The organism is Cephaloticoccus primus, assembly GCF_001580015.1.
In the GTDB taxonomy this organism is placed as follows: Bacteria; Verrucomicrobiota; Verrucomicrobiia; order Opitutales; family Opitutaceae; genus Cephaloticoccus; species Cephaloticoccus primus.
Window position 1 is genome coordinate 35,076 of record NZ_LSZQ01000057.1, and the last position, 25,409, is coordinate 60,484.

Genomic DNA, 25,409 nt, shown 5'->3' on the forward strand with positions numbered 1-25,409 from the left:
TCAGGAGCGCGCGCCATCGGGTGCGGCCCGCACGCGCTGCCCCTCGCGGAACTGGTCAAGCGAATCGACAATGACCTGCTCGCCCGCGCTGAGGCCCTTGGTGATTTCCACAGTCGTCAAGCTCACGTAGCCGACCTGCACCCGGCGCAGCTCGACCCGCCCGGCGCGCACCACGTAGACCGAGCTACCGAAAAGCGCGCGCCGCGGGATCAGCGTCTGCTCGTCGCGCTCGCCGACGACAACCGTCACCTCGCCCGTGATTCCCGGCACGAGCCGCGCGGCGTCGATCTCGACCGCCAGCTCGATGACGTAGCGCTGGGTCGCCGGATCGGCCGTCGGCAGGATCTTGCTCACCGTGCCGTTGAAGAGCCCATTGCCGTAAGGCAAGAAACGTACCGAGACTTTTTGGCCGACGCGGATGTCCGCAAAATCCTCCTCACTGATCTTTGCCTCAACGATGCGGCTCGTGGAGATCAGCGTGGCAATGGGGGCGCCGCCGCCGATCAAGTCGCCCGGGCGCGCGTAGATCTGCGAGACGACGCCGTCGAAAGGCGCGCGCAGCGTCATCTTTTCGAGCTGGCGCTGCTGCTGGCGCAGGGTGGTCTCGTAGGAAGAAAGCGTCTGCGCGTTGTTCACCTTTTCGAGGGCCGCACGCTGCTCCACCTGCTCGTGCTCGCGGCGGCGCTTGGTGAGCTCCGCATCGGCGTAGCGGCCCGCGCGGTTCAGCCGCTCGTACTCGGCGAGGTTTTCCGCAGAAGTCGCGAGCTGGAGCTCGACTGCCGAGCCCACCGCGAGCCGCTGCTTCGCCGTCTCGTACTCGGCGCGCGTGCGCTCCATGTTGAGGAGCAGGTCACCCGCATCGAGCTCGCAGAGGATATCGCCCTCGCTCACGTGCTGCCCCTTTTCGAGCGAGCTGCGCAAGATGCGCCCGCCCATCTCGCTGCGGATCTGCATCTCGTACTCCGCCTGCACGGTGACGCTGCCCGGGACGGCCTTGATCGCGCGTCCGGCCCGCACCTCTGCCACCACAGCCGCAGGCGGCGAGAAGTAGATCCAGACACCGAGAGCGAGGAGCGCTACCAGCGCGACGAGTAGGATTTTCTTACCCATGAGTTTTCGGGAGCTAAGGGCGAGGCAGGTTCTCGATTAGCGGGTCACGGTCGATCTGCGAAACAAGATCAACCTGCCCCATCAGGAAATTAAGGCGCGCGGCGTTGGCACTGGCACGCGCTTGATAATAGCCCGCGCGCGCCTGCGCCACAGCGTCACTGGCAGTGCGGCCCGCTGCGAAATCCGCCTCGTGGATCCGCAACCCATCGGCACTGGCGACGAGGAGCCGGTCGTTGATCTGCATCTGCCGCTGGGCGAGCCCGAGGGCGCGGGCCGAGGCTTGGGCGGCGCGCGGGGCAGTAGATCGAGCCTGAGCGTAACGGGCTTGCGCCTGCCGCAGTCGCGCGAGCGAGCTGCGCACCGCGCCGCGCGTGGCCCAACCGTCGAAAATCGACCAGCTCACCTGCAGGCCCACGTAGCGCGAGGTGACGCCATAGCGCTGGGCGTTATTCAGCGTATAGCTCTGCTCGTCCTGGCTCACGCCGAGTACGAAACTGAGCTTCGGGCGCAGGCGCGTTTTCTGGTTTTTGTAAGTGAGCTGGGCGACCTCGACCTGCTCGCGCAGCGTTTCCAGCGCGGGTGTGGATGGCTCCGGCTCGGCAAGAAACTCGGCGAGCAGGCCGTCGGATGCCGCAGCATTTGAAGTCTCGATTTTCGGAAGCTCATCGGGGAGCTCGGCTTCTGCCGGCGCGGGTTTTCCCGTGAGTGCCTCAAGTTGATCGCGCGCCGTAATAAACGCCAACTCGGCAGAGCCCTCGCCCAAGGTCGCCTGCTCAAGCGCAATCTGCGGGCCAAAGAGCTCGCCCTCCGCAATCGCGCCGACCTTGGCGCGCGCCTCGGCTGCCTTTAGTGCCTCCTCGGCCTGCCCGCGCATGAAGCGCGCGCCTGCGAGCCGGGATTTCAGCACGATGAGGTCGAGGTAGCCTTGGCGGATTTCGCGGGCGAGCAGCCGGTAGCCTTCCGCATAATCGCGCTCGGCAATCGCCGAGCGGATATCCCCGATTCGGGCGGTGTTGCGCTTTTCGCCCCAGTGGAAAACCGGCTGCGAGAGGCCCACATCGTAATACGTCTTGGTCGCCTCAGTGCTGCCCGGCAGGTCGCGGCGGATGTCGCTCGTAAACACACCTCGCACGGTACTGCTCACGCTGGGGTAGAGCCCGGAGCGCGCCTGGGTACGCTCGCCCGCGGCGGCATCGAGGTCGAGCCGCGCGAGGAGCATCCGCGGGGACTCGCGCAGCGCAGCGGCGAGGAGTTCGCGCAGTTGCGGGAAATAGTCCTCCGGAAGCGAGAGGACGGGCGCAGGGGCGAAGACGACTGCCCCCGCCTGCCCCGCTTGAGCCGACAAGCCCTGAGCCAACGCAGAGGGCACGAGTGATGAGGTGGCGAAACCTAGTAGAGTGAAAAGATGGGCCAGGCAGGGTCTCACAGGCAGAGTCACAGGCGGGAAAAGCCGCGAGGCAGAAAGCGCAGCTTAGGAATTGCAAGAGTGATCGGGCGCGGGCTGTAGTCGCCGCTTCGTTGTTCTACCGTGCACAGCGCAGGCGGCGCGGCGCTTCGCCAACAGCAGCTCCTCCCCCTGTACTACGTACACCCTACTAATGCGCCGTATTTTCCGCCCCCCCTTCATCGCCGACCTCTGGCAACACCGCGAGCTGCTCTGGCAGTTTACCCTGCGCAATGTGGAGCTGCGCCACAGGGGCAGCTACCTCGGCCTCGTCTGGTCCTTCCTCAACCCGCTGCTCATGCTCGGGCTCTACGTAATGGTCTTTGGCTACATCTTCAGCGGCCGCTTTGGCGTAATCGAAGGCGAATCGCGCATCGACTACGGGCTGGGGATTTTTCTGGGGCTGACCCTCTTTCACTTCATCTCGGAGACGCTCGGGACGGCACCGAACATTATTTTGGGAAACCCGAACTTTGTTAAAAAAGTGGTCTTCCCGCTCGAAGTCCTCCCCGCCGCCAATGTCGGCAGCGCTGCGGTGCACCTCGTCATCAGCCTGATCCTGACCCTGATCGGCATCCTCTGGCTCGGTCCCGGGCTGCATCTCGGGCTCCTCTGGCTGCCCGTTATCCTGCTGCCAATCATCCTGATGGCGCTCGGGCTCGGCTGGCTGCTCTCCGCACTGGGCACCTTCTTTCGCGATATTTCCCAAATCATCGGCTTCATCAATATGGTCCTGCTCTGGGCCAGTGGCGTATTTTTCACCGCGCACAAGTACCCCGCTGCATGGACCTGGCTGCGCTTCAACCCGCTACTGCTGGCGATCGACCTCGCACGCAACGCCGCCCTCTGGGAGCAGCCGCTCTCAATGGCCCACCTCGCCTACTTGTACGCTTGGGGCCTGGGGCTGTGCGTCTTCGGCAATTACGTATTCCGTAAGCTAAAACCGGTATTTGCCGACGTATTGTAAGTAACCGCGCGCCGACTTTGCGTATTCGTATCCCCCGCGGCTGGGGGACGGTACGACTCGGAACTACTCCACACTACCCACCTTTTACTTTTTTCATTTCATGCGCGCCTTTATTACAGGAATCACCGGTCAGGACGGCTCTTATCTTGCGGAGCTTCTGCTGGAGAAAGGCTACGAAGTGCACGGGCTCGTGCACCGGCCCGACACCGTGGCCCGCAGCAACATCGGCCATTTGGCGCGCAATGACGCGCTACTCGGCAAGCGGCTCTTCCTCCACAACGGCGCCTTTGAGGACGCTACGCACTTGCGCCGGATCATCAGCAAGGCGCAGCCCGATGAGTTCTACCACCTCGCGGGTCAATCCAGCCCGCGACTCAGCCTGGAGCTACCCGAAAGCACGGTCGATAGCATCGGCATGGCAACGCTGCGCCTGCTCGAAATCCTGCGCGACCTGCCCAAGCCCACCAAGTTTCTCTACGCCTCCTCCAGCGAAGTCTTCGGCTCGCCCAGCCACTCGCCGCAAGACGAGCTCACCCCGCTGGTGCCCACGACGCCCTACGGCGCGGCCAAAGCCTTTTCGCAACAGGTGGCCCGCATCTACCGCACGGCCTACGGGATGCCCACCTGTGCCGCGATTCTCTACAACCACGAATCGCCGCGGCGCAGCGGCAGCTTTGTCACGATGAAAATCGCCCGCGCGGTCGCCCACATCAAGCGCGGGCTGCAAGACTCGCTCCCCCTCGGCAGTCTGGAGGGCCGCCGCGACTGGGGCTGGGCCCCCGACTACGTGCGCGGCATGTGGCTGATGCTCCAACAGCCGGCGGTCGACGACTACGTCCTCGCCACCGGCCAGCTCCACTCGGTCAAAGATTTCGTCGAGGCCGCCTTTGCCCGTGTCGGGCTCGATTGGCGCGATTACGTGCGGCACGACGAAGTACTGCTCACCACGGTTGAGCCCGTCGCCTCATGCGGGAACCCCGCCAAAGCGCACACCGCACTGGGCTGGGAAAACACTGTCCCCTTTGCCGAAATCGTCGCCCGCCTGGTCGATAGCGAACTCGCCAAACTTTCCTGAAGTGCGCGGGTCACACCGGCCCAGCGGCGCTTCGCCGCTCACCGACTCTCCACTTTACCTACTTCAATAAGCACATGCCCAAAAAAGCACTCATTACGGGAGTCACTGGCCAAGACGGCTCCTACCTTGCCGAACTCCTCCTGGAAAAAGGCTACGAAGTCCACGGACTCGTGCGGCGCGCCAGCACGCTGAATCGTGCGCGAATTGATCACTTGCACTCCTTTGAGCATGGTGACTCGCCGCGCCTCATCCTGCACTACGGCGACTTGGCCGACAGCGTCTCGCTCGTGAAGCTGCTCTACTCGCTCCAGCCCGACGAGATCTACAACCTCGCCGCGCAAAGCCACGTGCGCGTAAGCTTCGACATCCCCGAGTACACCAGCGACATCACCGGAGTCGGCGCAGGCCGCATCCTCGAAGCCATCATCGAGTCCGGCATCGGCAAAAAAGTGCGCTACTACCAGGCCTCCTCCTCCGAGATGTTCGGCAAAGTCCAGGCCGTACCGCAGACCGAGACCACGCCCTTTTACCCGCGCTCGCCCTACGGCTGCGCCAAGGTCTTCGCCCACTGGCTGACCGTAAACTACCGCGAGTCCTACGGCCTCTTCGCATGCAGCGGCATCCTCTTTAACCACGAGTCCCCGCGGCGCGGCGAAAGCTTCGTCACGCGCAAGATTTCGCTCGCCGCCGCCCGCATCAAGAAAGGCCTCCAGAAGGAGCTCTACCTCGGCAGCCTCGACGCCAAGCGCGACTGGGGCTACGCCAAGGAGTACGTCGAGGGCATGTGGCGGATGCTCCAGCAGGACAAGCCCGACGACTACGTGCTGGCGACCAACGAGACGCACACGATTGAGGACTTCCTCGAAGCCGCCTTTGGACATGCGGACCTCGATTGGCGCGACTACGTAAAGTTCGACTCCCGCTACCTGCGCCCCGCCGAAGTCGACCTGCTCATCGGCGACTACTCGAAAGCCAGGCGCGAGCTCGGCTGGGAACCGCAAACCCGCATGCACGGCCTCGCCCGCCTCATGGTCGACGCCGACCTCGCCACCCTGACACGCAGCCAAGGCTGACCCATAGCCCGAGCTGTCCCCATTAAAAAAAGAACTCTCCGCGCTCCCCACTTTATGAGCACTCCCCCGGATGCGCCCTACTTCTTTTATCCGGCTAATGCCTGGCCGCACAAAAACCACAAAGCACTCCTCGTCGCCTACGCCCTCTACCTCGACGAAGTCGGCCCCGTACAGGCTTGGCGACTCGTCCTCACCGGGCACGACAACGCGCAGATGCAGCGCATCCGGCAGCTCTCCCAGACGCTTGACCTCGGCGACTACGTCACGTTCTGCGGCTACGTGGAGGAGCCCGAGCTCGTCAGCCTCTGGATCGGGGCGGGGGCCATGCTCTTCCTCTCCCAACATGAGGGGACAGGAGTCACGCTGCTGGAGTCGATGGAGCGCGGCATTCCGATCCTCGCCAACAACCAGTCCGCCATCCCCGATCTATGCGCGGACGCCGCACTCCTGGTCGATGCCCGCGCACCGCTAACCCTTGCCAAAGCCATGCAAGAAATCGCCAGCAGCCACGAGCTGCGCCGCTCGCTCGTCAAACGCGGCAGGGCGCGCGTCGCCGGGTTTCGGCCCGTCATCCTTCCCGGCAAACTACGCCCGACATTTGAAAACCTCAGCGCGCTGCCTCCCCAGGCCACGCACAGCGTAGGCTTCCACCCGGCCGACGGCTTTATCGAGCAACTCGCCACATTTGCGCTTCCCGGGAAAGAGCCCGTCACACTCCACTACGCCACCATCCCCGTCGGCGCACCGCGCCGAGTCGAAGTCTACGCCGACGACCATTTCCTTGAGACGCTGAGCCCGCCTCCGCGCAAACCGCTCACCGGCCAGCTCCGCATCCCGGCGGGCACACGCAGACTGCGGCTAAACTGCCCCGATGCCGCCCGCCTCAGCGAAGACGACCCGCGCATCCACGGCATCCGGCTTGGCAAGCTGGAGATCCACACCTCGGGCAAACCCGTCATCGACCTTCGCCAACAACCGCCCCTGCTGCTATGAAGATCGGCTACGACTACGTGCAACCCTCCGTCACCCCCGCAGGCTGCGGCTGGCATGCGCACTCACTTTTCGTGGAGATGGCAAAACTCGCTCCGCAGCACCAGTTCCTCGGCTATCGACATTTTGGCGGAATCTTCGTCCCCGATGAAAAACTGGTGCCCCTGCCCGCACTCCCAAACGTCGTAAACCCCCTCCCCGGGCAGCCACAACGCACCACCCGCAAAGCGTGGCGCAAGCACCTCGCCCAAGGCCGTGCCCCGGGAGCCCCCGACATCGTTCACTCGCTCTCCTTTCAAGCCCCCCAGTTCACCAGTTCGAAACTCGTCGTCACAATCTTCGACGTCGGCTTCTGGGCTCACCCCGAATACACCACCGATGCGACACGCCTCGGCTGCCAACGCGGAGTTCTCGACTCGCTCGACTATGCCGATGGCCTCATCTTCAGCTCCGAGCACTCGCGACGGGAGTTCGACCGCTACCTGCCCCGCTACGCCCGGCGCGGGCAGATCCCCTCCATCGTCACCCTGCTGGCCTGCCGCTACGCGCCGATTTCCCAAGAACAAGCCGTGCGCAATATCGCCCATGACGGCGACTACTGGCTCTTCGTCGGCTCTCTTGAACCGCGCAAAAACCTGGTCGCGCTCCTCGAAGCCTACGAGGCCTACGCCCACGCGCACCCCGCCCCCAAGCCCCTATGCTTCGTCGGCGGCAGCGGCTGGAAGAACGAGCAGATAAAAGCCAAACTCCGCCCGCTCGAAGAGCGCGGGCTCGCCCGCCACCTGGGCTTCGTCTCTGACGAAGAGCTGCCCAAGGTCTACCAACGGGCCGCCGCCTTTATCTTCCCCTCCTGGTACGAAGGCTTCGGCCTGCCCGTCCTCGAAGCCATGAGCCAAGGCTGCCCCGTCATCAGCTCCGACCGCAGCTCGCTCCCCGAAGTCGGCGGCAGCGCAGCTCTGTACATCGACCCCGCCGCGCCGCAGACAATCACCGCCGCCATGCACCGGATAGAAAGTGAAGCGGGGCTGCGCGAAGGCCTCATCCGCGAAGGCCTCATCCAGGTCGCCAAATTCAGCTGGGAGAAAACCGCACAGCAGACCCTGGCTTTCTATGAAGAAGTCCTCAAAGCCCCCTTCACCCGGACTACGGAACTTACCAAAATACGCAAAGAGCCACGCTTCGGCTTGCGCAACACACTGAAACGCTCCCTCCGCCAAGCTTGGGATAAATGCTTCCCCACCCGTAGCCGGCTCGAAGCACAGACGGCCCAGCTAAACGCCCAGATTATCGCTCTCAGACAAACACTTGAAGACCTGCAAAACGGCCTGTCTAGAGTCGAGAGCCACTCGGAAACCCTGGCTCAAAAAACACAAATCCAGCTCAGCAAAGTCGAAGCCGAGTTGGCGGAGAACGCCCTGAAACTCGCGGCATATGCAGCCCCCCCTCCCTTCGCGACTTCCGGACTGGAAAATCATCACTCAACAGGCACTCATCCCCAACCTGCAGTAACACCCTCTTTGATCGCACTGGGAGCACTCCACAAAGCCATAGAAGTCATGGATTATATCCCTACCGACACCTTCTGCACCGCGCTCGAAATGGGCTTATAACGCGTACCTGTTTTATTTCCACATACACTTTGGCCATACACTGAACACGCTGTCCATCAGTCAAAAAGCCCCCCCCCTCAATAAAGCCTCACCATGCCCCCTTCATCCCACTCCACCACACCCCGCAACCAAATGCTGCGACGTATTGCTACACTCTCCGCGCTCGCGCTTACTGTGGCAGTTTTATGGGGTATTATCTTCGACCGCTGGCGCCCCTCCGACTGGAGCGTCCCAATCACTTACGATGGTGACGGGCTTTTTTACCTGGCTTGCACCAAACTTGCCGAGAGAGGCGAGCTAAGCATTGCAGGGCATATCTTTACGGAAGCTCTGGGTGCTCCCTTCGTAGGAAATCTAAATGATTTCCCCTATACCGACCGCGCGATGTCCTGGGTCGCTGGTTTTTTCAGTCGTATTAGCGGTCCATTTTTTGCAAATAACCTGATGGGGGTCTGCGCGCATATTCTAGCCGCTTTCTCTTTTTATTTGGCAGCACGACTCTGGCGAATCTCCCAACCAGTCGCATGGGGCCTCTCCATCCCCTATGCGTTTATCCACTACGGACTACTTTGGCACACCAAGGTTCTTGGAATTCTCTTTTTCGGTCTACTCCCCCTTCAACTTTATGTCTGTTGGTATTTATCGGCAGCACCCAAGCTTGGTTGGAGATCTCCGAGGTTTAAGCTAGCGGTTGCCATCTCCTTCCTTTCCGGGTTTAATAATATATATTTCGTAGTCTCCTTTGCCCTATTCTACTTCTTTGCATTATTGCGCCGCATTTGCGCAAGGCACTGCGACTTTAGGCTGGCTATCATCCCATCTCTATTTACGGCCCTTGCCTTAACTATCGTATTAAGCAGTTTCATTATCTATGGTATAACTAATGGGAAAAACCCGGGAGCAGTTATCCGCCACTACGCCAACCTGGAGTGGGGATCTCTTAAGCCTTTCGACCTGGTCATCCCAAACCTGGGTCAAGCCTTTGGTTTATTTAATTGGCTATATAAAAAATATAGTACCGTAACATCCCTGATGTTTCCCGAACAGATGACAGTCTATGTCGGGCTTATTGGAATAGCAGGACTATCACTATTAATATGGAATTTTATAACAAGAAGTCTCGCCCGTAAGCCGATCCCCCTCCCCGCGCTCTGCACTATCTGGACACTCGCTTTTATAAGCTTCGGAGGACTGGTCGGACTCTTTGCTTTGATAAGCGACTTTTATATGATCAGGGCGATCCAGCGTTACGCGACGATTATTTCTACAATCTCATTCCTATACTTCGCTTTGGGGCTAAGCCGCTGGAGCAGGGATTGGCATAATATTCCCAAAATCGCTTTAATTTCCGCAATAGGCATAGGCGGTTTAGCCGACCAAGCGTGGCCACACTTCAAAAAGTGGCAAGGGTCAGCGGAGTCTATGACTAGACAACTAGAAGAAGACGCTACCTTGGTTACCAAGCTAGAGACCGAGCTTCCCGCCAAGAGCATGTTATTCATGCTGCCCATTGTTCCCTTTCCTGAGGGCCCACAACAATTGTATGGCATGCAGGATTATGAGTTATTCAGACCCTTTCTTCACTCCAAGACCTTGCGATACTCTTATGGGAGTCATAAGGGCCGCCCAACGACAGAGTGGCAAAAACACACCGCCTACCTACCTGCGAATAAAATGGTAACAGAGCTCGAATCCTATGGATTCAGAGGAATTCTGATTAATCGTCATGGATACGAAGACAATGCCAACTCACTACTCGAAGAGCTAGCTAGCGCAGGCCACAAACCCACTATTGAACAAGGTGATGAGTGGGTCTTTATTCCGCTCAACCCGTCTCCGACACCTAAACTTCCGCACCTCCCTTACTCCTTCCCGGACAAGTGGTTTTCTTCAGAAGGTACACCTGACAACTGGTGGAGGTGGACGTCTACCAGCAAAAACAATATCATCCACCTCTATACGCGAGAGTCAGGGAGACACCACCTCACATTCGACATCTCGGCAGTCTCCGCCAGAAATATCTATCTAACACTGGATGGCAAACCCTTGGATACAATAAATCTCTCCACAAGTAACCTGCACCGTGCCATTTCTTTGATTCTGGATTTACCTAAAGGGAAAAATATACTTACACTATCCACCGATCAACCGCCAACCATCCCGATTGGAGATAATAGGGCACTCTCCCTATGTGTCGCGAATCTCAACCTCGTCCCTATAGGAAGTCTCTCTCTAAATTTCGGCCAAAACTGGTTTCCTAGAGAAGGCACAGCGGATAATTGGTGGCGATGGACGGGCACCATCACGGGAAGCGAGCTCAGCATCTATAGCAAAGAGGCAGGAAAGTATCAACTCACTGCTTCCTTGGGTGTCATATCCCCACGACAAGTATACTTCATGAGAGAAGGGGAGCTCATCCAGAAAGTAGAATTCCAGCATCAAGGGGAACAGGCCATATCATTTACTCTCAAGCTAAAACAAGGTGACAACACTATCCTCCTCTCTACAGATCAAATGGGGCTCAGCCCCGTCGGCGATCCAAGACATCTGGCTTTCTACATCAAAAATGCACAAATAGCCGCCCTTCCTCCTCAGGTGGTATCCTTTGACAATAACTGGTTCCCGAAAGAGAGGGGCGGCGATAACTGGTGGCACTGGACAGGAAAGCGCACGGGAAGCAAGGTCTCAATCGATAATCATGGTGAAGAGGGCACCTATGAGCTCTTCGCCCTGGTCGGTGCCATTAATCAACGAAAAGTAGATGTCATGGTAAATGGAGAGCTCGCTGCGATTCTGGAATTCGATCAGGCAGGAGAGCAGGAGTTATCAATCCCATTGAGACTAAAACAGGGTAACAACAGCCTTATCTTATCCACAGACCAAGACCCGATCCAGCCCGACACACGCGACACTCGTGAGCTCGCATTTTATATAAAGAACTTAACTATAAAATCGACAGTAGATAATGAAAAACAATAGGGCCACCCGCCCCCCGACAGACCCTTAAGTTTTACAAGCCAGCCCTCATGCCATCCGCCTCCAAACAAAGCAGTTTCTGGAAAAACTGGTTCCCCTCTCCAAAAAAAATCCAGCAAAGGCTTAGGCAGCTGGAGGCCGATTCGGTAGCCAAGCAGCAGCGCCTGTCGAAGCTGGCAGCGAATGCGACCGAGACGGCCGCTGTCTGGGAGCAAAGGCTCAGGCAGCTGGAGACCGATTCGGTGGCCAAGCAGCAGCGTCTGTCGAAGCTGGCAGCGAATGCGACCGAGACGGCCGCTGTCTGGGAGCAAAGACTCAGGCAGCTGGAGACCGATTCGGTGGCCCTCAAACTCGCCTCCGGCGAGCTTCTACGCGACCTTGAAAAGCACCTAAGGGCGCTCGTCTCAGCTCAATCATTTCCCCTCAAACAGCCGAATACCGCAGAGTCGGCACTCGCGAGTCTGGATGAGCTAAAAGCCTTGGAGGAAGATAGCTTCTACTCTGACCTCGAAGCCCGCTGGCGCGGATCACGCGAACTCATTCGTGAGCGCCAGTCGTACTACCTGCCAATGATTGCCGAAGTACGCCAGGCAGTCGCGACCGCCGCCCCATCCTCAGGATTGCCCGGAGGCGAAATTGCCCACTCAGCACTTTGGGAACGCCTCTGCAAAGAACAAGGGGTGCTCGACCTCGCCTCTGGCCGCGGCGAATGGCTTGGCCTGCTCCAGGAACAGGGTGTGCCGGCCGTCGGAGTGGATCTTAACCGGATTTTCCTAAAAGAATGCCGCGAGCGCGGGCTCAATGTCATCGACTCCGACGTTATCGACTTCCTCACCAATGCACCGTCCGACTCCGTCGCAGCCATCACTGGTTTTCATATCATTGAGCACCTCCCCTTCCCTGTTCTTCAAAAATTTGTGCGCGAAAGCCTTCGCGTGCTTCGCCCTGGCGGCATAGCCATCTTTGAGACACCTAACCCGCGCAACATCCTCGTCAGCACGCTGAACTTCCGGCTCGACCCGACCCACATTCACCCGGTTAACCCCGAATTTATCCAATTCCTCCTGGAGCACTCAGGGTTTAGAAAAGTACGCTGCGAGTTCCTGACGCCCTGCTCTGAGGAGTGCCACGTCGGTGCCAAAGACGACCCGCTCGCGCAGCGATTTAATGAACTCTTCTACGGCCCGCAAGACTTCGCCGTCATCGGCACCAAAGGCTAGAGAGCTGGCTACGTCTCACCTCCCGCACACCGCTTATGCCGCCCTCCAGTCCACAAGAACGCAGTATCAGTGCCCAGCACCCGATCGCCATAGAGGCGGATCGGGTCGGGAAAAGTTACCGCGTGTGGGATAGCCCCTTTGCACGCTTGCGCGCCAGCGTTCTGGAAAAATTGGCGAGCCTTTTTCGGCGATTGCCCGGAGCCGAAAACACCTTGGCCGCGCGGTTCCAGGCCGCCGCGCAGCGCGGCTTTCGCGAGATCCAGGCGCTGCGCTCCATCTCGCTCCAAATTGGCCGCGGGGAAGTCGTGGGCCTCATCGGCTACAACGGCGCGGGCAAGTCCACCCTATTGCAGATCATTGCGGGTACGCTCTCGCCCTCCAGTGGGCAAATCGCCGTGCGCGGGCGGGTCGCCGCACTCCTCGAGTTGGGCTCCGGCATGAATCCCGATTTCACGGGACGGGAAAACGCCTACCTGTACGGCTCGATCCTCGGCGTCTCGCGCCAGTTCCTCGACTCGCGCATGCACGCCATCGAAGCCTTTGCCGAGATTGGCCAATTCTTCGACGACCCCGTCCGCACTTACTCCACCGGCATGGCCGCTCGACTCGCCTTCGCCGTGCTCACCCAGCTCGATCCGGACATCCTCATCGTCGATGAGGCACTCTCCGTCGGCGACGCCTACTTTCAGCACAAGTCGATCAACCTGATCCGCCAGTTTCAGGAAGCAGGAAAAACCATGCTCGTCGTCAGCCACGACGCCGCGACGATTAAAACGATGTGCTCGCGCGCGGTCATCCTGGAGCGCGGCCTGGTCATCCGCGAAGGCCCCGCAGGCGCCGTCTGCGATTACTACAACGCGCTCGTCGCCAAGAAGCAGAAGGACCTCGAAATCCGCCAGATCGAGCGCGAGAAGGGCCAGATCATCACCCGCTCTGGCGACCGCCGCGCCATCATCAGTGATGTGGAGCTGCTCAATACCGCTGGTGCCCCCAGCCGCGCGTTCACCATCGGCGAAGAAGCCCGTATCGTCTGCCTGATTGATGCCAACAGCGCGCTCGATGACCCGACCGTCGGCATCATCCTGCGCGACCGGCTCGGCAACGACGTCTTCGGCTCCAACACCCACTACCACAAAATGCCCCTCGGCCACTTCGAGCCCGGCCAGCGCGCACAAGTCACCTTCAGCCTGCCGCTGCGGATCGGTGTCGGCCAATACTTGCTGACGACCTCGCTGCACTCCGGTAAAGACCACCTCGCCGATAACTACGACTGGCAGGATAATGCCATCGCCTTCTCTGTACTACCCAGCACCGAGCCTCACTTTGTCGGCAGCGCACAACTCCCGCTCCAGATTGAAGTCAGCCGCGAGCAAATCGCCCCCCTGCGCTCCTACGAGTGGGGGCAAGAACTCGACTTTGGCGTCTACGGCAATGCCGCTCGCCACAAACTCGACGGCTGGTCGACTCCCGAAGACGACTTTACGTGGAGCCAAGAACCGGAAGCGGCCTTGCACTTTGATTTCCCCGCATCGGCCAAAGCCCGTCAACTACACCTGCAGGCTGCGGCATTCTGCCATGAAACCCTACCCCGGCAGCGCGTCTGCGTATCGCTTGGTGAGCACACAATTGGCGAGCTCGCAGTCTCGGACATCGGCGACTACTCCCTACGAATCCCGGCCAAGCTCCTGGCCGCGCCCAGCCATCATAAACTCACCTTTGCGCTGCCCGACGCTGCCCAGCCTTCGGCCCTCGGTATCTCCAACGACGCCCGCCTGCTGGGCATCCGCCTTTTCCGGCTGCGAATCGAGTAAATACAATTAACTGCCCCCCTGCGGAGCCTTACTTAAAACAAAATAGTATAGAGCTCCGTAAGTAGTGAAAGATTTCCCATGACCAGAACGGGCCACCAACGCCGTGAGTAGGGAACAAGTACATTAAACGCCAGTTGCATGGGCAGGAGCACTCGAAAGGCAGCAATATTGGCATCGCCCTCCCAAACCGCATCTCCGATTACTGCCATCAGTAGAGCAAAAGTAATACCCACCCGCCACCAAGCACTCTCCCACTGGGGGCGGACAACTAAATAGATAAACTGCACGGTGAGTGCCAAAACGCCTAACAAACAACGAAACGGAGTAAGCTGAAAAGAAAAATCAGAAGCTTCATTAAAAAAAGCACCGCACCACAATGCCACGACCTGCTTTGCCCAGCCCACAAATGGCCAACTAAAGTTCCCGCCCCCCCCACTGCCAGCAAGCCCAACCACCTTTTCAATATAGAGAAGCCACAGTACGAGCGGAGCCAATATTAAAGCCCCACGCAGGATCAGTACGGGCCACTGGCGCGGAGAGAGCACCGACTCACGCCGGGCAAAAAGAGTGGCTCCCAAAATATTGGTTTCCTTCGCCAGACCACTCACCGCCAAAACCAATGTAGCAAGAAACGGCCTCCTCCTTTCAAACAAAAATACGCCAATCGCCACCAGCAATAAACTAGGACAATCGCTTAACGCTCTCAACACACTTGTCCACATCCCGGACGTAAACAAAACTCCAGACCACCTGAACCAGTTACTCCACGAGGTAGGGGGAAACCAGAAAAGCAATAAGGCAGCTAATGCAAACCACGCAATAGGGCTCAACAATGTATAAGCGTGGAGTATCCGTTCAGGTTTCCCGCCTCCCATCACATAAGCGATACCGCTCGTCAATATACGCCGCGCACGGTAGGGAAGGTTATCTATCGATGTGCGAAGCTCAGGATTTCGCAACGTGGGGTCGATTGCTATTTGAACATAAAACTGACCATCATAACCGGGGTCCTCCCTGACATAATGATCCACTTTCTGCAAGTCAGAGATAACGGGAGGTTGTTTATCCCCAAAAAATACAAAATAAGTAAAACCTTTCCCGGGTATATAGAAGGATGAGAGTACCCAAAGGAAAACGCCCACAATCATCAGGTAAGCCAAAAGCACCAAGGGCTTCGAGCCCTTAAGCCCCCCCTTTCCGCCGGAAGGACCAAACCCCTTCCGAAAAAAAGCCCGGAGCGACGAAAGTCGGAAGAGTCTTAATGGAGACATATTAAGCGAACAACCCGAGTGGAACAGCCACTTAAAGGAGCGCGACTCATGAAGGCGCAGCAGAGACTGCGATCAACGGCAAAAACCGCAGTCGCAGCTTCCGGCGGGTGCGCGCTCTTACCAAGTCGCAAGGCTCGCGGCTCAGCGGCCCGCCATGGCGCGCAGGGCGGCTTCGATTGTGTCGATGCCTTTTTGCAGGATGCCGAGGTCGAAGCCTTCGTTGGGCGCGTGCAGGTTGTCTTGCGGCAGGAAGAGCCCGAGCATGATCGCATCGAGCCCGAGCTCGCTTTTCAGGTCGGCGATCAGCCCCACGGAGCCACCTTCGCGCAGATAAAAGGGACGGCTGCCCCAGACTTGCTTCACTGCGGCTTCGACAGCGCGAAATCCCGCCGCCAGCGCGGGCGATTGATCGGCGGGCGTATTGCTGCGGCCGGGCGGCACCACCCTATAGGGCGTCGCATCGTGCTGCGAGATGAGCTCCATCTTGAGCCCCGCTGGAGCCCGCTCGCGCAGCGCCTTAAAAATCCGCTCCTTGATCACCACTGGATCCTGGTTGGCCACGAGGCGGCAGGTGACCTTGGCCCGCGCCTTGCTCGGGATGATGGTCTTGCTGCCCTCGCCTTGGTAGCCACCGCTGATGCCATTAAACTCCAGCGTCGGCAAAAACCGGATCGCCTCAAAGGGCGTGTAGCCCGGGGGCGTATGAAACTGCGAGACGCCGAGAAACTTCGCGTAGTCGGCTTCGTTTAAATTGAGCGCGCGCAGCTCATCCCGCTCCCAGTCCTCGACTTCGCACACTTCGTCGTAAAACCCGGGGATGTTTACGCGGCCATCGGGCGTGTGCAGCGTGGCGCAGAGCTCGGCCAGCGCCTGGATGGGGTTGAGAATCGCACCGCCGTGCGCACCCGAGTGCAGGTCCATCGCAGCGTTGGAGAGCTCGATCTCGAAGGAGGCGAGCCCGCGCAGGCCGACGGTGATCACCATCTGCTCGGGACTGGGGATCCCCGTGTCGGACATGAAGATAAAGTCCGCGCCCGCGAGCTTGTCGCGGTGCTCTTTGAGGAAGGTCCTGAAGTTCACGCTGCCGACTTCCTCTTCGCCCTCAATCACGAAGGTGAGGTTGAGCGGCAGATCGGGCTCCTTCTCCAGCAGCCGCGCCACCGCGGCAATGTGCGCCATGAGTGGGCCTTTGTTGTCGGCAGTGCCGCGGCCGTAGATCCGCCCGTCGCGAATCTCGGCCTCAAAGGGCGGGCTGTCCCACAGCTCCAGCGGATCGGCGGGCTGCACGTCGTAGTGACCGTAAATGATGATGTGCGGCGCAGTCGCCGCCGCCGGCCCGCGCGCGGGGCGCTTCGCCACGACGATGGCATGCAGCGCAGTCGGCACGTACTCGACGGCAAAACCGATCTCGCCCAACAGCCCTCCCACAAACTCGCGCGCGCCCACCATGTGTGGCGCAAACTCCGGATCTGCCGAGACACTCGCATGCGCCACGTAGGCTTTCAGTTTTTCAATCGGGTCAAACATGCGCCGTAGCTTGGGCTACATATCCGCACCGCCACGAGTTCTTTTCTTGGGCAGTATCGGCAGATCCCTCTGCGCGCAGCTCTTTCTCTTCCCACTACGCGTGGGGCGGCAGGCGGTGCCTGCACCCATTTACTGTGCGGCTTGCGGGCCGTGCGTTCCGCACAACCCGCAAGCCGCACAGTAGAAAGGTCCCGATCATTAATCGGTGATTCACCGGTAAATCGTTTCTCCGCGCCCAAATGGGTAAGCGCTCCATCCGCGATTCAGGCTCCTTCCCCTGTCGTGAAACGATTGGGGGGAGTCCCGTTAAATTTGCGATTTTGCTTGGGCGCGTAGCGCACGCGGCAAAATCGCAAATTGAATGACACGTGGCGCCACGCCACCGCTGCACGCGTAGTGCCGCCCTCACGCCCCACGCGTAGTGGTAGTCTTCGACTGTTTCATTATGCGCGCGGCTCGCCCTCCCGCTTGGCCTCGCATCTTAGACCGTTTCACAGGCCCTCGTCAGGGCCTCGTCCGGCAGCGGGCCAATGCCTCAATCAATTGGGTGCTCGCCCAATAAGACAGCCTAAGCTGCTACGAGTTCTCGCGCTCCTGCTCCGCAAACCGGTCTTTATTCGCGAGGTAAACGTCGCGGTAGCGCGGCGCGGCCTCGCTCAAGTCGGCGATCCGCTGCGCATTGGTCGGGTGAGTCGAGAGCCACGCGGGCGGGCGATCCTCCGGCTTGGAGACTTCGTCCATTTTTTGCCAGACGCGCACCGCCGCTTCGGGATCGTAGCCTGCGAGTGCTGCGAAGTGCAGGCCCATCATGTCGGCCTCCTGTTCGTCTTTGCGCGAGTGCGGCAGCACGAAGGCCGCGTTGGTGATGCCTCCATAGGCTTGTCTAAAGAGCTCGGCATTTTCGACCATCGCGCCGCCCACCGCACCGATGACGCCGACGAGAATCCCCTGCGACATCCGCTTGCCGCCGTGGCGCGCGACCACGTGGCCGATCTCGTGGCCGATCACCGCGGCCAGCTCGTCATCATCGTCGAGCAGGTCGATCAGCCCCGCATAGACGCCGACCTTTCCGCCGGGCAGCGCAAAGGCGTTTAACGTTTCCGAGTCGAAGACCACGAACTCCCAGTTCGCCTCGGGTACCCCCTCGCCCACGACTTCCGCGAGGCGGCTGGCGATCCGCCGCACGCGCGCATTGGCCTCCTGGTCAGCGCTGACCTTCTCCTCTTTTTTAATCTCCTCAAAAGCCTGCGCGCCCATCCTCACTTCCTGCCCCACGCTGGTCAGCACCGTGTAGGAGCGGCCGGTCACCGGATTGACGTAGCAGCCGGCGAGAATCGCCAGCGCTACGGAGATGATGCAGGGCAGAATGGGGAAACGACTGCGCTTTTTCATTTGTGGGAAACCTTAGTGGCGGAAATGCCGGATGCCAGTAAAGACCATCGCCATGCCGCGCGCATCGGCGGCGGCGATCACCTCGGCATCGCGCACCGAGCCGCCCGGCTGAATCGCGCAAGTCGCGCCCGCATCGGCGGCAGCGACCAGCCCATCGGCAAAGGGGAACAACGCCTCGCTCGCTACGACCGAGCCGCGCAGGTCGAGCCCCGCCTCGCCCGCCTTCCACACGGCGATGCGCGAGCTATCCACGCGCGCCATCTGGCCCGCACCGACGCCCAGCGTTTGCTCGCCGCGGCAGTACACGATCGAGTTCGACTTCACGTGCTTGCAGATCTTCCACGCGAAGAGCATCGACGCCCACTCCTCCGCACTCGGCTGCCGCCGGGTGACGACCTTAAACTCGCTGGGCCGCCCGAGCGTTTTATCGCGATCTTGCAGCAACACACCGCCCACCACCGAGCGCAGCTCCTGGAGCGAGTCCGCGCCCAGCCCCTCCTTGGCGACGAGCAGGCGCAGGTTTTTCTTTTTGGAGAAAATCGCGAGCGCCTCCTCGCTGAAGCGCGGTGCGATGATCACCTCCGTAAAAATCTCCGCAATCGTCCGCGCCAGCTCCGCACCGAGCGTGTGGTTTACCACGATGATCCCGCCAAACGGTGCCTGCCGGTCAGTCGCGTAGGCCGCCTCCCAAGCCACCTCCAGCGTGTCCGCGCTGGCGACGCCGCAGGGGTTTGTGTGCTTGAGGATCGCCACCGTGGGCCGCTCAAACTCGCCGATCAGGTAAGTCGCCGAGCTGATGTCCAGGATGTTGTTATACGACAGCTCCTTGCCCTGAAGCTGCTCGTAGTGCTCGTGGAAGGTTCCGTAGAGCGCCGCTTGCTGGTGCGGGTTTTCGCCATAGCGCAGCGCCTGCGCCTTGCGGTAGCTCAGCGTGAGTTGCTCGGGGAAACCGCTCAACGCCGCGAGGTCGGGCTCGTCCACCGAAGCCGCCGAGCCCGGCGCAGCGGACGCCGCCGCTTCGGTACCGCCCGCCACGGATGCGCTGGCCACGCCGCACGCAGCGCCTGCCGCTGAGTCTGCTCCCGCTGCGCCGGCAGGTTTGCTGTCTTTGCTGCCGTGGCCGCCAAGCTGCCCCTCCCGCCCCGCCAGATAACGCGCAATCGCCGCATCGTAGCCGCCTGTGCGCTGAAACACTTTTAGCGCGAGCCGCTGCCGCAGCGCCGCGAGTACAGCGCTGCCACTGGCTGCCGATCTCCCCACATCACCACGGCCGCCCGCCGCACCTGAACTCGCGCCTTCTGTTTCTTTTGCCGCCGCCAACGCATCGAGCACCGCGCGATAGTCCGCCGGATCGCAGACCACCGTCACACTCGCATGATTCTTGGCCGCACTGCGCAGCATCGAAGGCCCGCCGATATCGATATTCTCAATCGCCTCCTCAAAACTCACACCGGGCCGCGCCACCGTCTCCTCAAACGGGTAGAGATTCACCACCACCAGATCAATCAGCTCGATCCCGTTGGCGGCGGCCTGTGCAAGGTGCGCCTCGCTATCGCGGCGGCACAGCAACCCGCCGTGAATCTTCGGGTGCAGCGTCTTTACCCGCCCCTCCATGATCTCGGGAAAGCCCGTGTGCGCACCGACCTCCGTCACCGGCAGCCCCGCTTCGGCGAGTGCCCTGGCCGTCCCGCCGGTCGAAAGCAGCGTGTAGCCGTGCTGCTCGACGAGTGCCGTAGCAAAGTCTGCCAGGCCAGTTTTGTCGCTGACGGAAAGAAGGGCGAGTTTAGCCATAGGCCGCCGATTTGGAGGCAGCCCCTCCCCCGCCGCAAGGGGTCTTCAGCCCTTTTTTTCACAACCCCGGCACAAGCAAACCGCCAAACGACAGCTTCCCGATAAAGAAGAGAGAGAGCCCTACACTTTGCCTTCGGGGATTTTTAGTGCGAAGGGGGGCAGGAGTGTGTGGATCTTGTTGCCGCTAGAATCGACACCGTGGAAGGCGCCACGTACGACTGCGTTGCAACCGGTGACGTGGTAGCTGTTGTAAGAAAACGCTTCGCCGGGCGCGAGCCGCGGGGTCTCGCCGACGATGCCGTCGCCTTCGAGGACTGAGCGACTGCCGTCTTCGTATTCGAGAATCCATTTGCGCGCGAGCAGTGTCACGCTGCGGTCGGAGCCGTTGCTCAGCGTGATGTAGTAGACGAAGGCGTGCGGCTTATCCTCGGGCAGGCTGGCCCCGCCGTGATGGTGGCAGAGCCGATCAAGGCGGGCGGTCAGGCCGGGGAGTTCGCAAGAAGGGGCGGTCACAGCGCGGGAAGTTGGGCGGGAAAACTTTCAGTGCAAAAGCATTCCCAAGCCTCAGGGGTTTTTACCCACCTACATCCGCGATCCGCGCAGAATCAAAAGTCCTCCGGCGCACTGATGGCGGCCCTGTGCACAAGTAGCGGGGGGGGCGACATGCGGCTGTTTCGTATCGCACCAGCGCAAAATGGAAAAGGGCAGTTTCCCTTTCCCCCACCCTCTCCCACGCGCCGGCGGCCTGATCAGTAGAAGAACGCACTGGCTCCGCAGCGGCCCTACCCTCGAAGAAGCTGGCATGTCATAGTAATTCTGCTGCTTTTCGGCGCGATGAAGTTAACTGACCTGAATCGCGAAGGCGGCATCGGCGCCAATTGTCTACTGCTTGAGCTGGGCGGCCTGCGCATCCTCGTGGACTGCGGGCTAAACCCCAAGCAGGTCGGCCGCGCCGCGACTCCCGACCTCGCACGGCTGCGCGAGCAGCCGCTCGACTTGATCATCATCACCCACTGCCACCTCGACCACATCGGCAGCCTCCCCGTCGCCATGCGCGAGCAGCCCGAGGTGCCCGTGATCATGACCTCCTCCAGTCGCCTATTGATAGAGCGCATGCTGCGCAACTCCGCCAGCGTCATGAAGCGCCAGAAAGAGGAGGAAAACATCCCCGACTACCCGCTCTTCTCGCATGGCGAAATCGAGCGACTGCGCGGGCGGATGACCGGGCTGGCCTTTGCCCACCCGAAGCGATTTCGCGGACGCGGACGCGGCGAAGAGGTCGAAATCATCTTTCACCCCGCCGGACACGTCGCGGGGGCCGCAGGCGTCGAGCTCGTCCACAAGCACCGCCACATCTTCATCACCGGCGATGTCCTCTTTGAGGATCAGCGCACCATCCCCGGCGCCAAGTTTCCCAGCGGCCACTTCGACACGCTCATCATGGAGACCACGCGCGGCGATACCGACAGCCTCGACGCGGCCAACCGCGGCGACGAGTTCGCGCGGCTCGTCAAATCCATCAACGACGCCATCCAGCGCGGCGGCTCTTTCCTGATCCCCGTCTTCGCGCTCGGGCGTATGCAGGAGATCCTCACAGTCATCAACGACGCGCGCAAGTTCGGCCGCTTGGTCGATTGCCCTATCTATGCCTCCGGCCTTGGTATGGATCTCGTAGATTATTTCGACGAAATCGCCCGCAAGACCCAGCACATCCAGTTTAGCCGCAGCATCGTCAAGGAGCTCGGGATCCGCCCCCTGCCCCGCAAGCTCGAAGCCGGAAAAGACCCGCAGCAGAACGCCCTCTACATCCTGAGCTCCGGCATGATGGTGGAGAAAACTCCCAGCCACACCCTCGCCTCGGGCATGCTCGGCCATGCGCGCAACACCATCGGCTTCGTCGGCTACTGCGACCCCGATACGCCCGGCGGGCAACTGCTCGCCACCAAGCCCGGCGACAGCTTCCTGTTCGAAAAAGCGGGTGTAAAAACCAAGGTCAAAGCCCGCGTCGAACGCTTCGAGCTCAGCGGCCATGCCGACCGCGACCACCTCCTCCAATTCGCCGTCCAGGCCGCCCCGCGCGCCATCGTCCTCACCCACGGCGACCAACCCGCCCGCGACTGGTTCGCCCAACAGCTCGCCGAGCAGCTCCCCAAAACCAAAGTCCTCGATCCCCAGCCCGGCAAAGAGTACCAAGTCTAGCCCAAGACGCTCCGGCCAGCGAGAGCCCCTTTCCCCCTCTCCCCGCGGTTGCCAAGTCGACGCAGCACTACCACTATCCGTCCCATGAAACTGACAGTCGATGTTGATGAGAAACTCTTCTCTCGGGTGATGGACATTACTTCGGCCAAGACGGAAGCCGAAGCCGTGAAGATGGCATTCGAAGAAGTTGTCTCCACGGACTGGATGAAAGACTTCTTCAGCCGCCCTCGCCCCCCGGCGGAGGAGCTCGCGGCAGCGATTGCTCCCGACTACACACCTGACGATCATGGATGGAGGCCTCAACACCGCGACACCGTAACGGCGCATCCATGAGAACTCTGATCCTGGCGGATAGTAACATCTATATCGCAGCCCTCCGCTCAGGAAAAGCCGCGCCATTCTGGCTATTTGATAAGCATCAAGATCGTTACGAATTCGCGACCTGTGAGGTTGTCATGCTGGAAGTACTGCGGGGAATCAGGGAGCCTCAAGTTTACGACTACGTGGAAAGGGAAATGGAGAGACTCATTTACCTGCCCGTAAGAAAGACAACCGGTCTGATTGCGCGGAGCTTGGCTTGGGATCTTGAGCGTGCGGGACGTAGAGTAGTAGTGCCCGATATCCTGATCGCGGCTTGCGCCAAAGAAGCAGGCGCAAAGGTACTGGCACGAGACCAGCACTTCCTCCAGATGCCCGGAGTAGAAGTCATCCAGTCATTACTGTAAAGGCGACGCGGCCCGTCTCTCTTCGCAAAAGCGTGACCTTACACCCCCAAAAGCTCGCGCAGGCGAGTGACGGCACTTCGGCTGCCGGCCATGCAAAACGTGCGGCCCATAGTCACGTCGAAGTGTTTCAGGGGGAAAGGCGACTCGCTCACGTAGTCCACCACCCGCCCGCTCGCGACTACCAGCGGCACGGCCGCCGCGATGTCCCAGACCTTTACGTTGTGATCGACCACCGCGTCGAGCAGCCCCACGCCCACGTAGGCCATGTGTAGCGCGCTCGCGCCCAGCGCCCGCAGCTTCGCGTGCTCAGCCAGCACTGCCGCGTGAGGCGCATACCTCGGCTCATGCGGACTGTGAAACCCCACAAAACTGTGCACGCCAAACGGCGCCTCCACCAGCGCCACACGCCGCTCGCCATCCCACACGCCGAAACCCGGCCCACCGTGCATCACCAGCCGCCGCGACGCATCGTAGATGATCCCATAAACCGGCAGCCCGCCCCGCAGCAACGCCAACGAGATCGCACAGTACGGGACGCCCAACGCGTAATTATTCGTCCCATCAATCGGGTCGAGCACCCACGCAAACTCAGCTTGTGCGCGGAGCGGTTCGCCCCCGTCTTCGAGCTCCTCGCTAAAAAAATCATCCTCCGGGAAACGCGCACCCAGCTCGGCAAAAATGTTTTTTGAAATTGCAATGTCAGCCTCGGTCACCCGCGAGCCATCGGCCTTCCACGCACTCTTCGCGCGCCCCAGCCCACGATGAAAAAACGTCACCTGCCCAAGCACCGCAGCCCGCCCTGCCTCGACTCGTGCGAGGAGCTCAGCAGGCGCGCCAGAAGGCATCACAGCTCCCTGATCTGAGGAGTCAGTCGAGTTGATCGAAGCATTTGAATCCGGGGCGAGCATGACCACCGACACCACTCCCATCTGCCCCGACTTGTCAAAACCCCACCCGCGCCCCCCTGCCCACTTACCAGAGCTGTGACGTGCGCACGCGCGCCAAGAACAGGACTGCGCACGCCTGCCCTACGGGCAACCGCCGCCGCCACTCAACCGCGATAAGGGCGGACTCGGGCGGGGCCCGCTTAAAACGAGTAGCCCACGGAACTGGTTATCCGCTTATCGCGACGCGCGGCAGGTACGATGATCGAGTTGTCGTACTCGTACTCAAAGCGCAGTGAGAGCGAAATGTGGTCGGTCATCTGTCCCTGCAACGCGCTGTTGAAGCGAATCTTGTAGTGGGCGTTATCCGTACTGCTGCCGACGACGCGCCCATCCGGGGAGTACAGCGTGTTGAGCCCTTCGCTGATCGTAATCCGCTTGTTGAACTTGTAGCGGTACTCTTGGAACGCCTCGGCAAGGTAGAGGCTGCTCCGCGCAGGCCCGACAGTATCGCGGTAAAGCCCCGTGCCTCCCGCCCCCACACTGAAATCGTGGCGCTGGTTCTTCAGCACTTGGTAGCCCAAACTCAAGTTCTGCTCTGCGCTGAGATCGATTCGGGCGAGGCGATCACGCTGGTAACTCGTTTGGCTCTGCGTAAAAATGCGCGGTGAAAGCTCACGCCGCCAACGCAAGTCCACACTGAGCTTATCATTGGCCACCCGGCCATTGCTCTTGCCATAGAGGTAGCGGCTGCGGAAGCGGTAGTTGTTACGGCGGCTGACCCGATCCGCCTCAACGCGCAGTGAGGTATTATTGTTCTCGCTGCGGCCCGTCTGCATAAAGAGAGCGACCTCGAATCGCCCACTCCACTTGACCCTGGGGGGGACCTTGACGCCCTCTGCGGCTTCCGCGGCGTCGCCGGCCGCTTCAGCGGGGGACGCCGCTTCGGCAGACTCGCTGGCAGCGGTCACCGGGCTGGCTGGAGCCTCCGCCTCCACCCCAGCCTCGATCGCGGCCTCCGCCTGCGCCACCTGAGGAGGCACAGGGGCCGCTTCCTCGTCAGCGGGAGCCGGCTCCGGCTCTTCTACCAAAGTGGCCGCCGACTCGTCGATTACCAAGTCGCCCAGAAGGGCAGACCGGAAGTGCAACTTCCCCTCCCGGCGCTCAATGAGTGTCCCCGTAAGGCGGTCGCCATTATTGAGGTGCAGCTCCGCCGCAGCCAAATGCGGGGAGCCCGCCAGTACCCCGAGGGCAAGGGCGAGTGCACAGCCAGAGCCCAACAAGGAAGAAAAATACGAGACACGATGAAGCATGGGAAAAACGCGGCGTAAGGGAGCGGAGCAG

The 25,409-nt window shown here is 60.6% G+C and carries 20 protein-coding genes; 11 read left to right on the top strand and 9 right to left on the bottom strand.

Translation table 11 applies throughout. From position 1 onward, the window contains the following. Positions 1 to 1,110, bottom strand: coding sequence for an efflux RND transporter periplasmic adaptor subunit (locus AXK11_RS07660; protein ID WP_068630929.1), 1,110 nt, complete (start codon positions 1,108 to 1,110; stop codon positions 1 to 3). Positions 1,111 to 1,123: 13 nt separating this feature from the next. Continuing rightward, entirely contained in the window at positions 1,124 to 2,479 is a 1,356-nt protein-coding gene (locus AXK11_RS07665; RefSeq protein WP_156469260.1) for a TolC family protein, read from the bottom strand. A 229-nt stretch (positions 2,480 to 2,708) separates the two neighbouring features. Here AXK11_RS07665 and AXK11_RS07670 point away from each other — a divergent pair, with 229 nt between their 5' ends. The 8 genes from AXK11_RS07670 to AXK11_RS07705 all read left to right on the top strand — a co-directional run bounded on the left by AXK11_RS07670 (position 2,709) and on the right by AXK11_RS07705 (position 14,276). Next, on the top strand, positions 2,709 to 3,521 hold the full coding sequence (locus AXK11_RS07670) for an ABC transporter permease (protein WP_068630933.1): 813 nt from the start codon (positions 2,709 to 2,711) through the stop codon (positions 3,519 to 3,521). Between the two features lie 100 nt (positions 3,522 to 3,621). Beyond that, on the top strand, positions 3,622 to 4,596 hold the full coding sequence (locus tag AXK11_RS07675; RefSeq protein WP_068630935.1) for a GDP-mannose 4,6-dehydratase: 975 nt from the start codon (positions 3,622 to 3,624) through the stop codon (positions 4,594 to 4,596). 74 nt (positions 4,597 to 4,670) lie between these two features. Beyond that, positions 4,671 to 5,669 carry a GDP-mannose 4,6-dehydratase gene (gmd, locus tag AXK11_RS07680; RefSeq protein WP_068630936.1) on the top strand — a complete coding sequence of 333 codons (999 nt, stop codon included), beginning with the start codon at positions 4,671 to 4,673 and terminating at the stop codon, positions 5,667 to 5,669. A gap of 54 nt (positions 5,670 to 5,723) precedes the next feature. Continuing rightward, complete coding sequence (locus AXK11_RS07685) at positions 5,724 to 6,662, top strand: glycosyltransferase (RefSeq protein ID WP_068630938.1); 939 nt, start codon at positions 5,724 to 5,726, stop codon at positions 6,660 to 6,662. Continuing rightward, entirely contained in the window at positions 6,659 to 8,269 is a 1,611-nt protein-coding gene (locus AXK11_RS07690) for a glycosyltransferase family 4 protein (RefSeq protein ID WP_068630940.1), read from the top strand. Before AXK11_RS07685 ends, AXK11_RS07690 begins: the two co-directional genes overlap by 4 nt. Before the next feature lie 93 nt (positions 8,270 to 8,362). Next, positions 8,363 to 11,248, top strand: a complete 2,886-nt coding sequence (locus AXK11_RS07695; RefSeq protein ID WP_156469261.1) for a hypothetical protein — start codon at positions 8,363 to 8,365, stop codon at positions 11,246 to 11,248. A gap of 47 nt (positions 11,249 to 11,295) precedes the next feature. Continuing rightward, positions 11,296 to 12,465: a class I SAM-dependent methyltransferase gene (locus AXK11_RS07700; protein WP_068630944.1), complete on the top strand. Its 1,170-nt coding sequence runs from the start codon at positions 11,296 to 11,298 to the stop codon at positions 12,463 to 12,465. A 35-nt stretch (positions 12,466 to 12,500) separates the two neighbouring features. Continuing rightward, positions 12,501 to 14,276, top strand: a complete 1,776-nt coding sequence (locus AXK11_RS07705; RefSeq protein ID WP_082781030.1) for an ABC transporter ATP-binding protein — start codon at positions 12,501 to 12,503, stop codon at positions 14,274 to 14,276. A 32-nt stretch (positions 14,277 to 14,308) separates the two neighbouring features. On the opposite strand, the gene AXK11_RS09860 is transcribed toward AXK11_RS07705, so the two are convergent. The 5 genes from AXK11_RS09860 to AXK11_RS07735 all read right to left on the bottom strand — a co-directional run bounded on the left by AXK11_RS09860 (position 14,309) and on the right by AXK11_RS07735 (position 20,770). Further along, positions 14,309 to 15,436, bottom strand: a complete 1,128-nt coding sequence (locus tag AXK11_RS09860; protein WP_156469262.1) for a hypothetical protein — start codon at positions 15,434 to 15,436, stop codon at positions 14,309 to 14,311. Positions 15,437 to 15,688: 252 nt separating this feature from the next. Further along, positions 15,689 to 17,074, bottom strand: a complete 1,386-nt coding sequence (locus AXK11_RS07715) for a M20/M25/M40 family metallo-hydrolase (RefSeq protein WP_068630950.1) — start codon at positions 17,072 to 17,074, stop codon at positions 15,689 to 15,691. 576 nt (positions 17,075 to 17,650) lie between these two features. Continuing rightward, the gene (locus tag AXK11_RS07720) at positions 17,651 to 18,466 is read right to left on the bottom strand and encodes a M48 family metallopeptidase (protein WP_068630952.1); all 816 of its coding nucleotides are present in this window, start codon (positions 18,464 to 18,466) and stop codon (positions 17,651 to 17,653) included. Positions 18,467 to 18,478: 12 nt separating this feature from the next. Next, entirely contained in the window at positions 18,479 to 20,257 is a 1,779-nt protein-coding gene (gene purH / locus AXK11_RS09530) for a bifunctional phosphoribosylaminoimidazolecarboxamide formyltransferase/IMP cyclohydrolase (protein WP_082781031.1), read from the bottom strand. A gap of 120 nt (positions 20,258 to 20,377) precedes the next feature. After that, on the bottom strand, positions 20,378 to 20,770 hold the full coding sequence (locus AXK11_RS07735) for an ApaG domain-containing protein (RefSeq protein WP_068630955.1): 393 nt from the start codon (positions 20,768 to 20,770) through the stop codon (positions 20,378 to 20,380). Positions 20,771 to 21,091: 321 nt separating this feature from the next. Here AXK11_RS07735 and AXK11_RS07740 point away from each other — a divergent pair, with 321 nt between their 5' ends. From AXK11_RS07740 to AXK11_RS07750, 3 genes are all read left to right on the top strand, one after another. Continuing rightward, the gene (locus tag AXK11_RS07740) at positions 21,092 to 22,456 is read left to right on the top strand and encodes an MBL fold metallo-hydrolase (RefSeq protein ID WP_068630957.1); all 1,365 of its coding nucleotides are present in this window, start codon (positions 21,092 to 21,094) and stop codon (positions 22,454 to 22,456) included. Between the two features lie 84 nt (positions 22,457 to 22,540). Then, positions 22,541 to 22,789 (top strand): type II toxin-antitoxin system VapB family antitoxin, encoded by a 249-nt coding sequence (locus AXK11_RS09865; RefSeq protein ID WP_068630959.1) that lies wholly within the window; start codon positions 22,541 to 22,543, stop codon positions 22,787 to 22,789. Beyond that, positions 22,786 to 23,181: a type II toxin-antitoxin system VapC family toxin gene (locus tag AXK11_RS07750; RefSeq protein WP_068630961.1), complete on the top strand. Its 396-nt coding sequence runs from the start codon at positions 22,786 to 22,788 to the stop codon at positions 23,179 to 23,181. The genes AXK11_RS09865 and AXK11_RS07750 overlap by 4 nt, the downstream gene beginning before the upstream one ends. Positions 23,182 to 23,219: 38 nt before the next feature. Here the strand turns inward: AXK11_RS07750 and AXK11_RS07755 are convergent, their stop codons facing one another. Together AXK11_RS07755 and AXK11_RS07760 are read right to left on the bottom strand one after the other, a co-directional pair. Then, positions 23,220 to 24,026, bottom strand: a complete 807-nt coding sequence (locus tag AXK11_RS07755) for an inositol monophosphatase family protein (RefSeq protein WP_068630997.1) — start codon at positions 24,024 to 24,026, stop codon at positions 23,220 to 23,222. Positions 24,027 to 24,268: 242 nt separating this feature from the next. Next, positions 24,269 to 25,378, bottom strand: coding sequence for a DUF481 domain-containing protein (locus tag AXK11_RS07760; protein ID WP_156469263.1), 1,110 nt, complete (start codon positions 25,376 to 25,378; stop codon positions 24,269 to 24,271). Positions 25,379 to 25,409: the final 31 nt, after the last annotated feature.

What these genes read in the sequence shown, in the direction of transcription:
- AXK11_RS07750 (WP_068630961.1), top strand. Translation starts at nt 22,786, where the DNA reads ATGAGAACTCTGATCCTGGCGGATAGTAACATCTATATCGCAGCCCTC.
- AXK11_RS07720 (WP_068630952.1), bottom strand. Translation starts at nt 18,466, where the DNA reads ATGAAAAAGCGCAGTCGTTTCCCCATTCTGCCCTGCATCATCTCCGTA.
- AXK11_RS07715 (WP_068630950.1), bottom strand. Translation starts at nt 17,074, where the DNA reads ATGTTTGACCCGATTGAAAAACTGAAAGCCTACGTGGCGCATGCGAGT.
- AXK11_RS07685 (WP_068630938.1), top strand. Translation starts at nt 5,724, where the DNA reads ATGAGCACTCCCCCGGATGCGCCCTACTTCTTTTATCCGGCTAATGCC.
- AXK11_RS07755 (WP_068630997.1), bottom strand. Translation starts at nt 24,026, where the DNA reads ATGCCTTCTGGCGCGCCTGCTGAGCTCCTCGCACGAGTCGAGGCAGGG.
- AXK11_RS07705 (WP_082781030.1), top strand. Translation starts at nt 12,501, where the DNA reads ATGCCGCCCTCCAGTCCACAAGAACGCAGTATCAGTGCCCAGCACCCG.
- AXK11_RS07695 (WP_156469261.1), top strand. Translation starts at nt 8,363, where the DNA reads ATGCCCCCTTCATCCCACTCCACCACACCCCGCAACCAAATGCTGCGA.
- AXK11_RS07670 (WP_068630933.1), top strand. Translation starts at nt 2,709, where the DNA reads ATGCGCCGTATTTTCCGCCCCCCCTTCATCGCCGACCTCTGGCAACAC.
- purH (WP_082781031.1), bottom strand. Translation starts at nt 20,257, where the DNA reads ATGGCTAAACTCGCCCTTCTTTCCGTCAGCGACAAAACTGGCCTGGCA.
- AXK11_RS07740 (WP_068630957.1), top strand. Translation starts at nt 21,092, where the DNA reads ATGAAGTTAACTGACCTGAATCGCGAAGGCGGCATCGGCGCCAATTGT.
- AXK11_RS07660 (WP_068630929.1), bottom strand. Translation starts at nt 1,110, where the DNA reads ATGGGTAAGAAAATCCTACTCGTCGCGCTGGTAGCGCTCCTCGCTCTC.
- AXK11_RS07700 (WP_068630944.1), top strand. Translation starts at nt 11,296, where the DNA reads ATGCCATCCGCCTCCAAACAAAGCAGTTTCTGGAAAAACTGGTTCCCC.
- gmd (WP_068630936.1), top strand. Translation starts at nt 4,671, where the DNA reads ATGCCCAAAAAAGCACTCATTACGGGAGTCACTGGCCAAGACGGCTCC.
- AXK11_RS07675 (WP_068630935.1), top strand. Translation starts at nt 3,622, where the DNA reads ATGCGCGCCTTTATTACAGGAATCACCGGTCAGGACGGCTCTTATCTT.
- AXK11_RS07690 (WP_068630940.1), top strand. Translation starts at nt 6,659, where the DNA reads ATGAAGATCGGCTACGACTACGTGCAACCCTCCGTCACCCCCGCAGGC.
- AXK11_RS07760 (WP_156469263.1), bottom strand. Translation starts at nt 25,378, where the DNA reads ATGCTTCATCGTGTCTCGTATTTTTCTTCCTTGTTGGGCTCTGGCTGT.
- AXK11_RS09865 (WP_068630959.1), top strand. Translation starts at nt 22,541, where the DNA reads ATGAAACTGACAGTCGATGTTGATGAGAAACTCTTCTCTCGGGTGATG.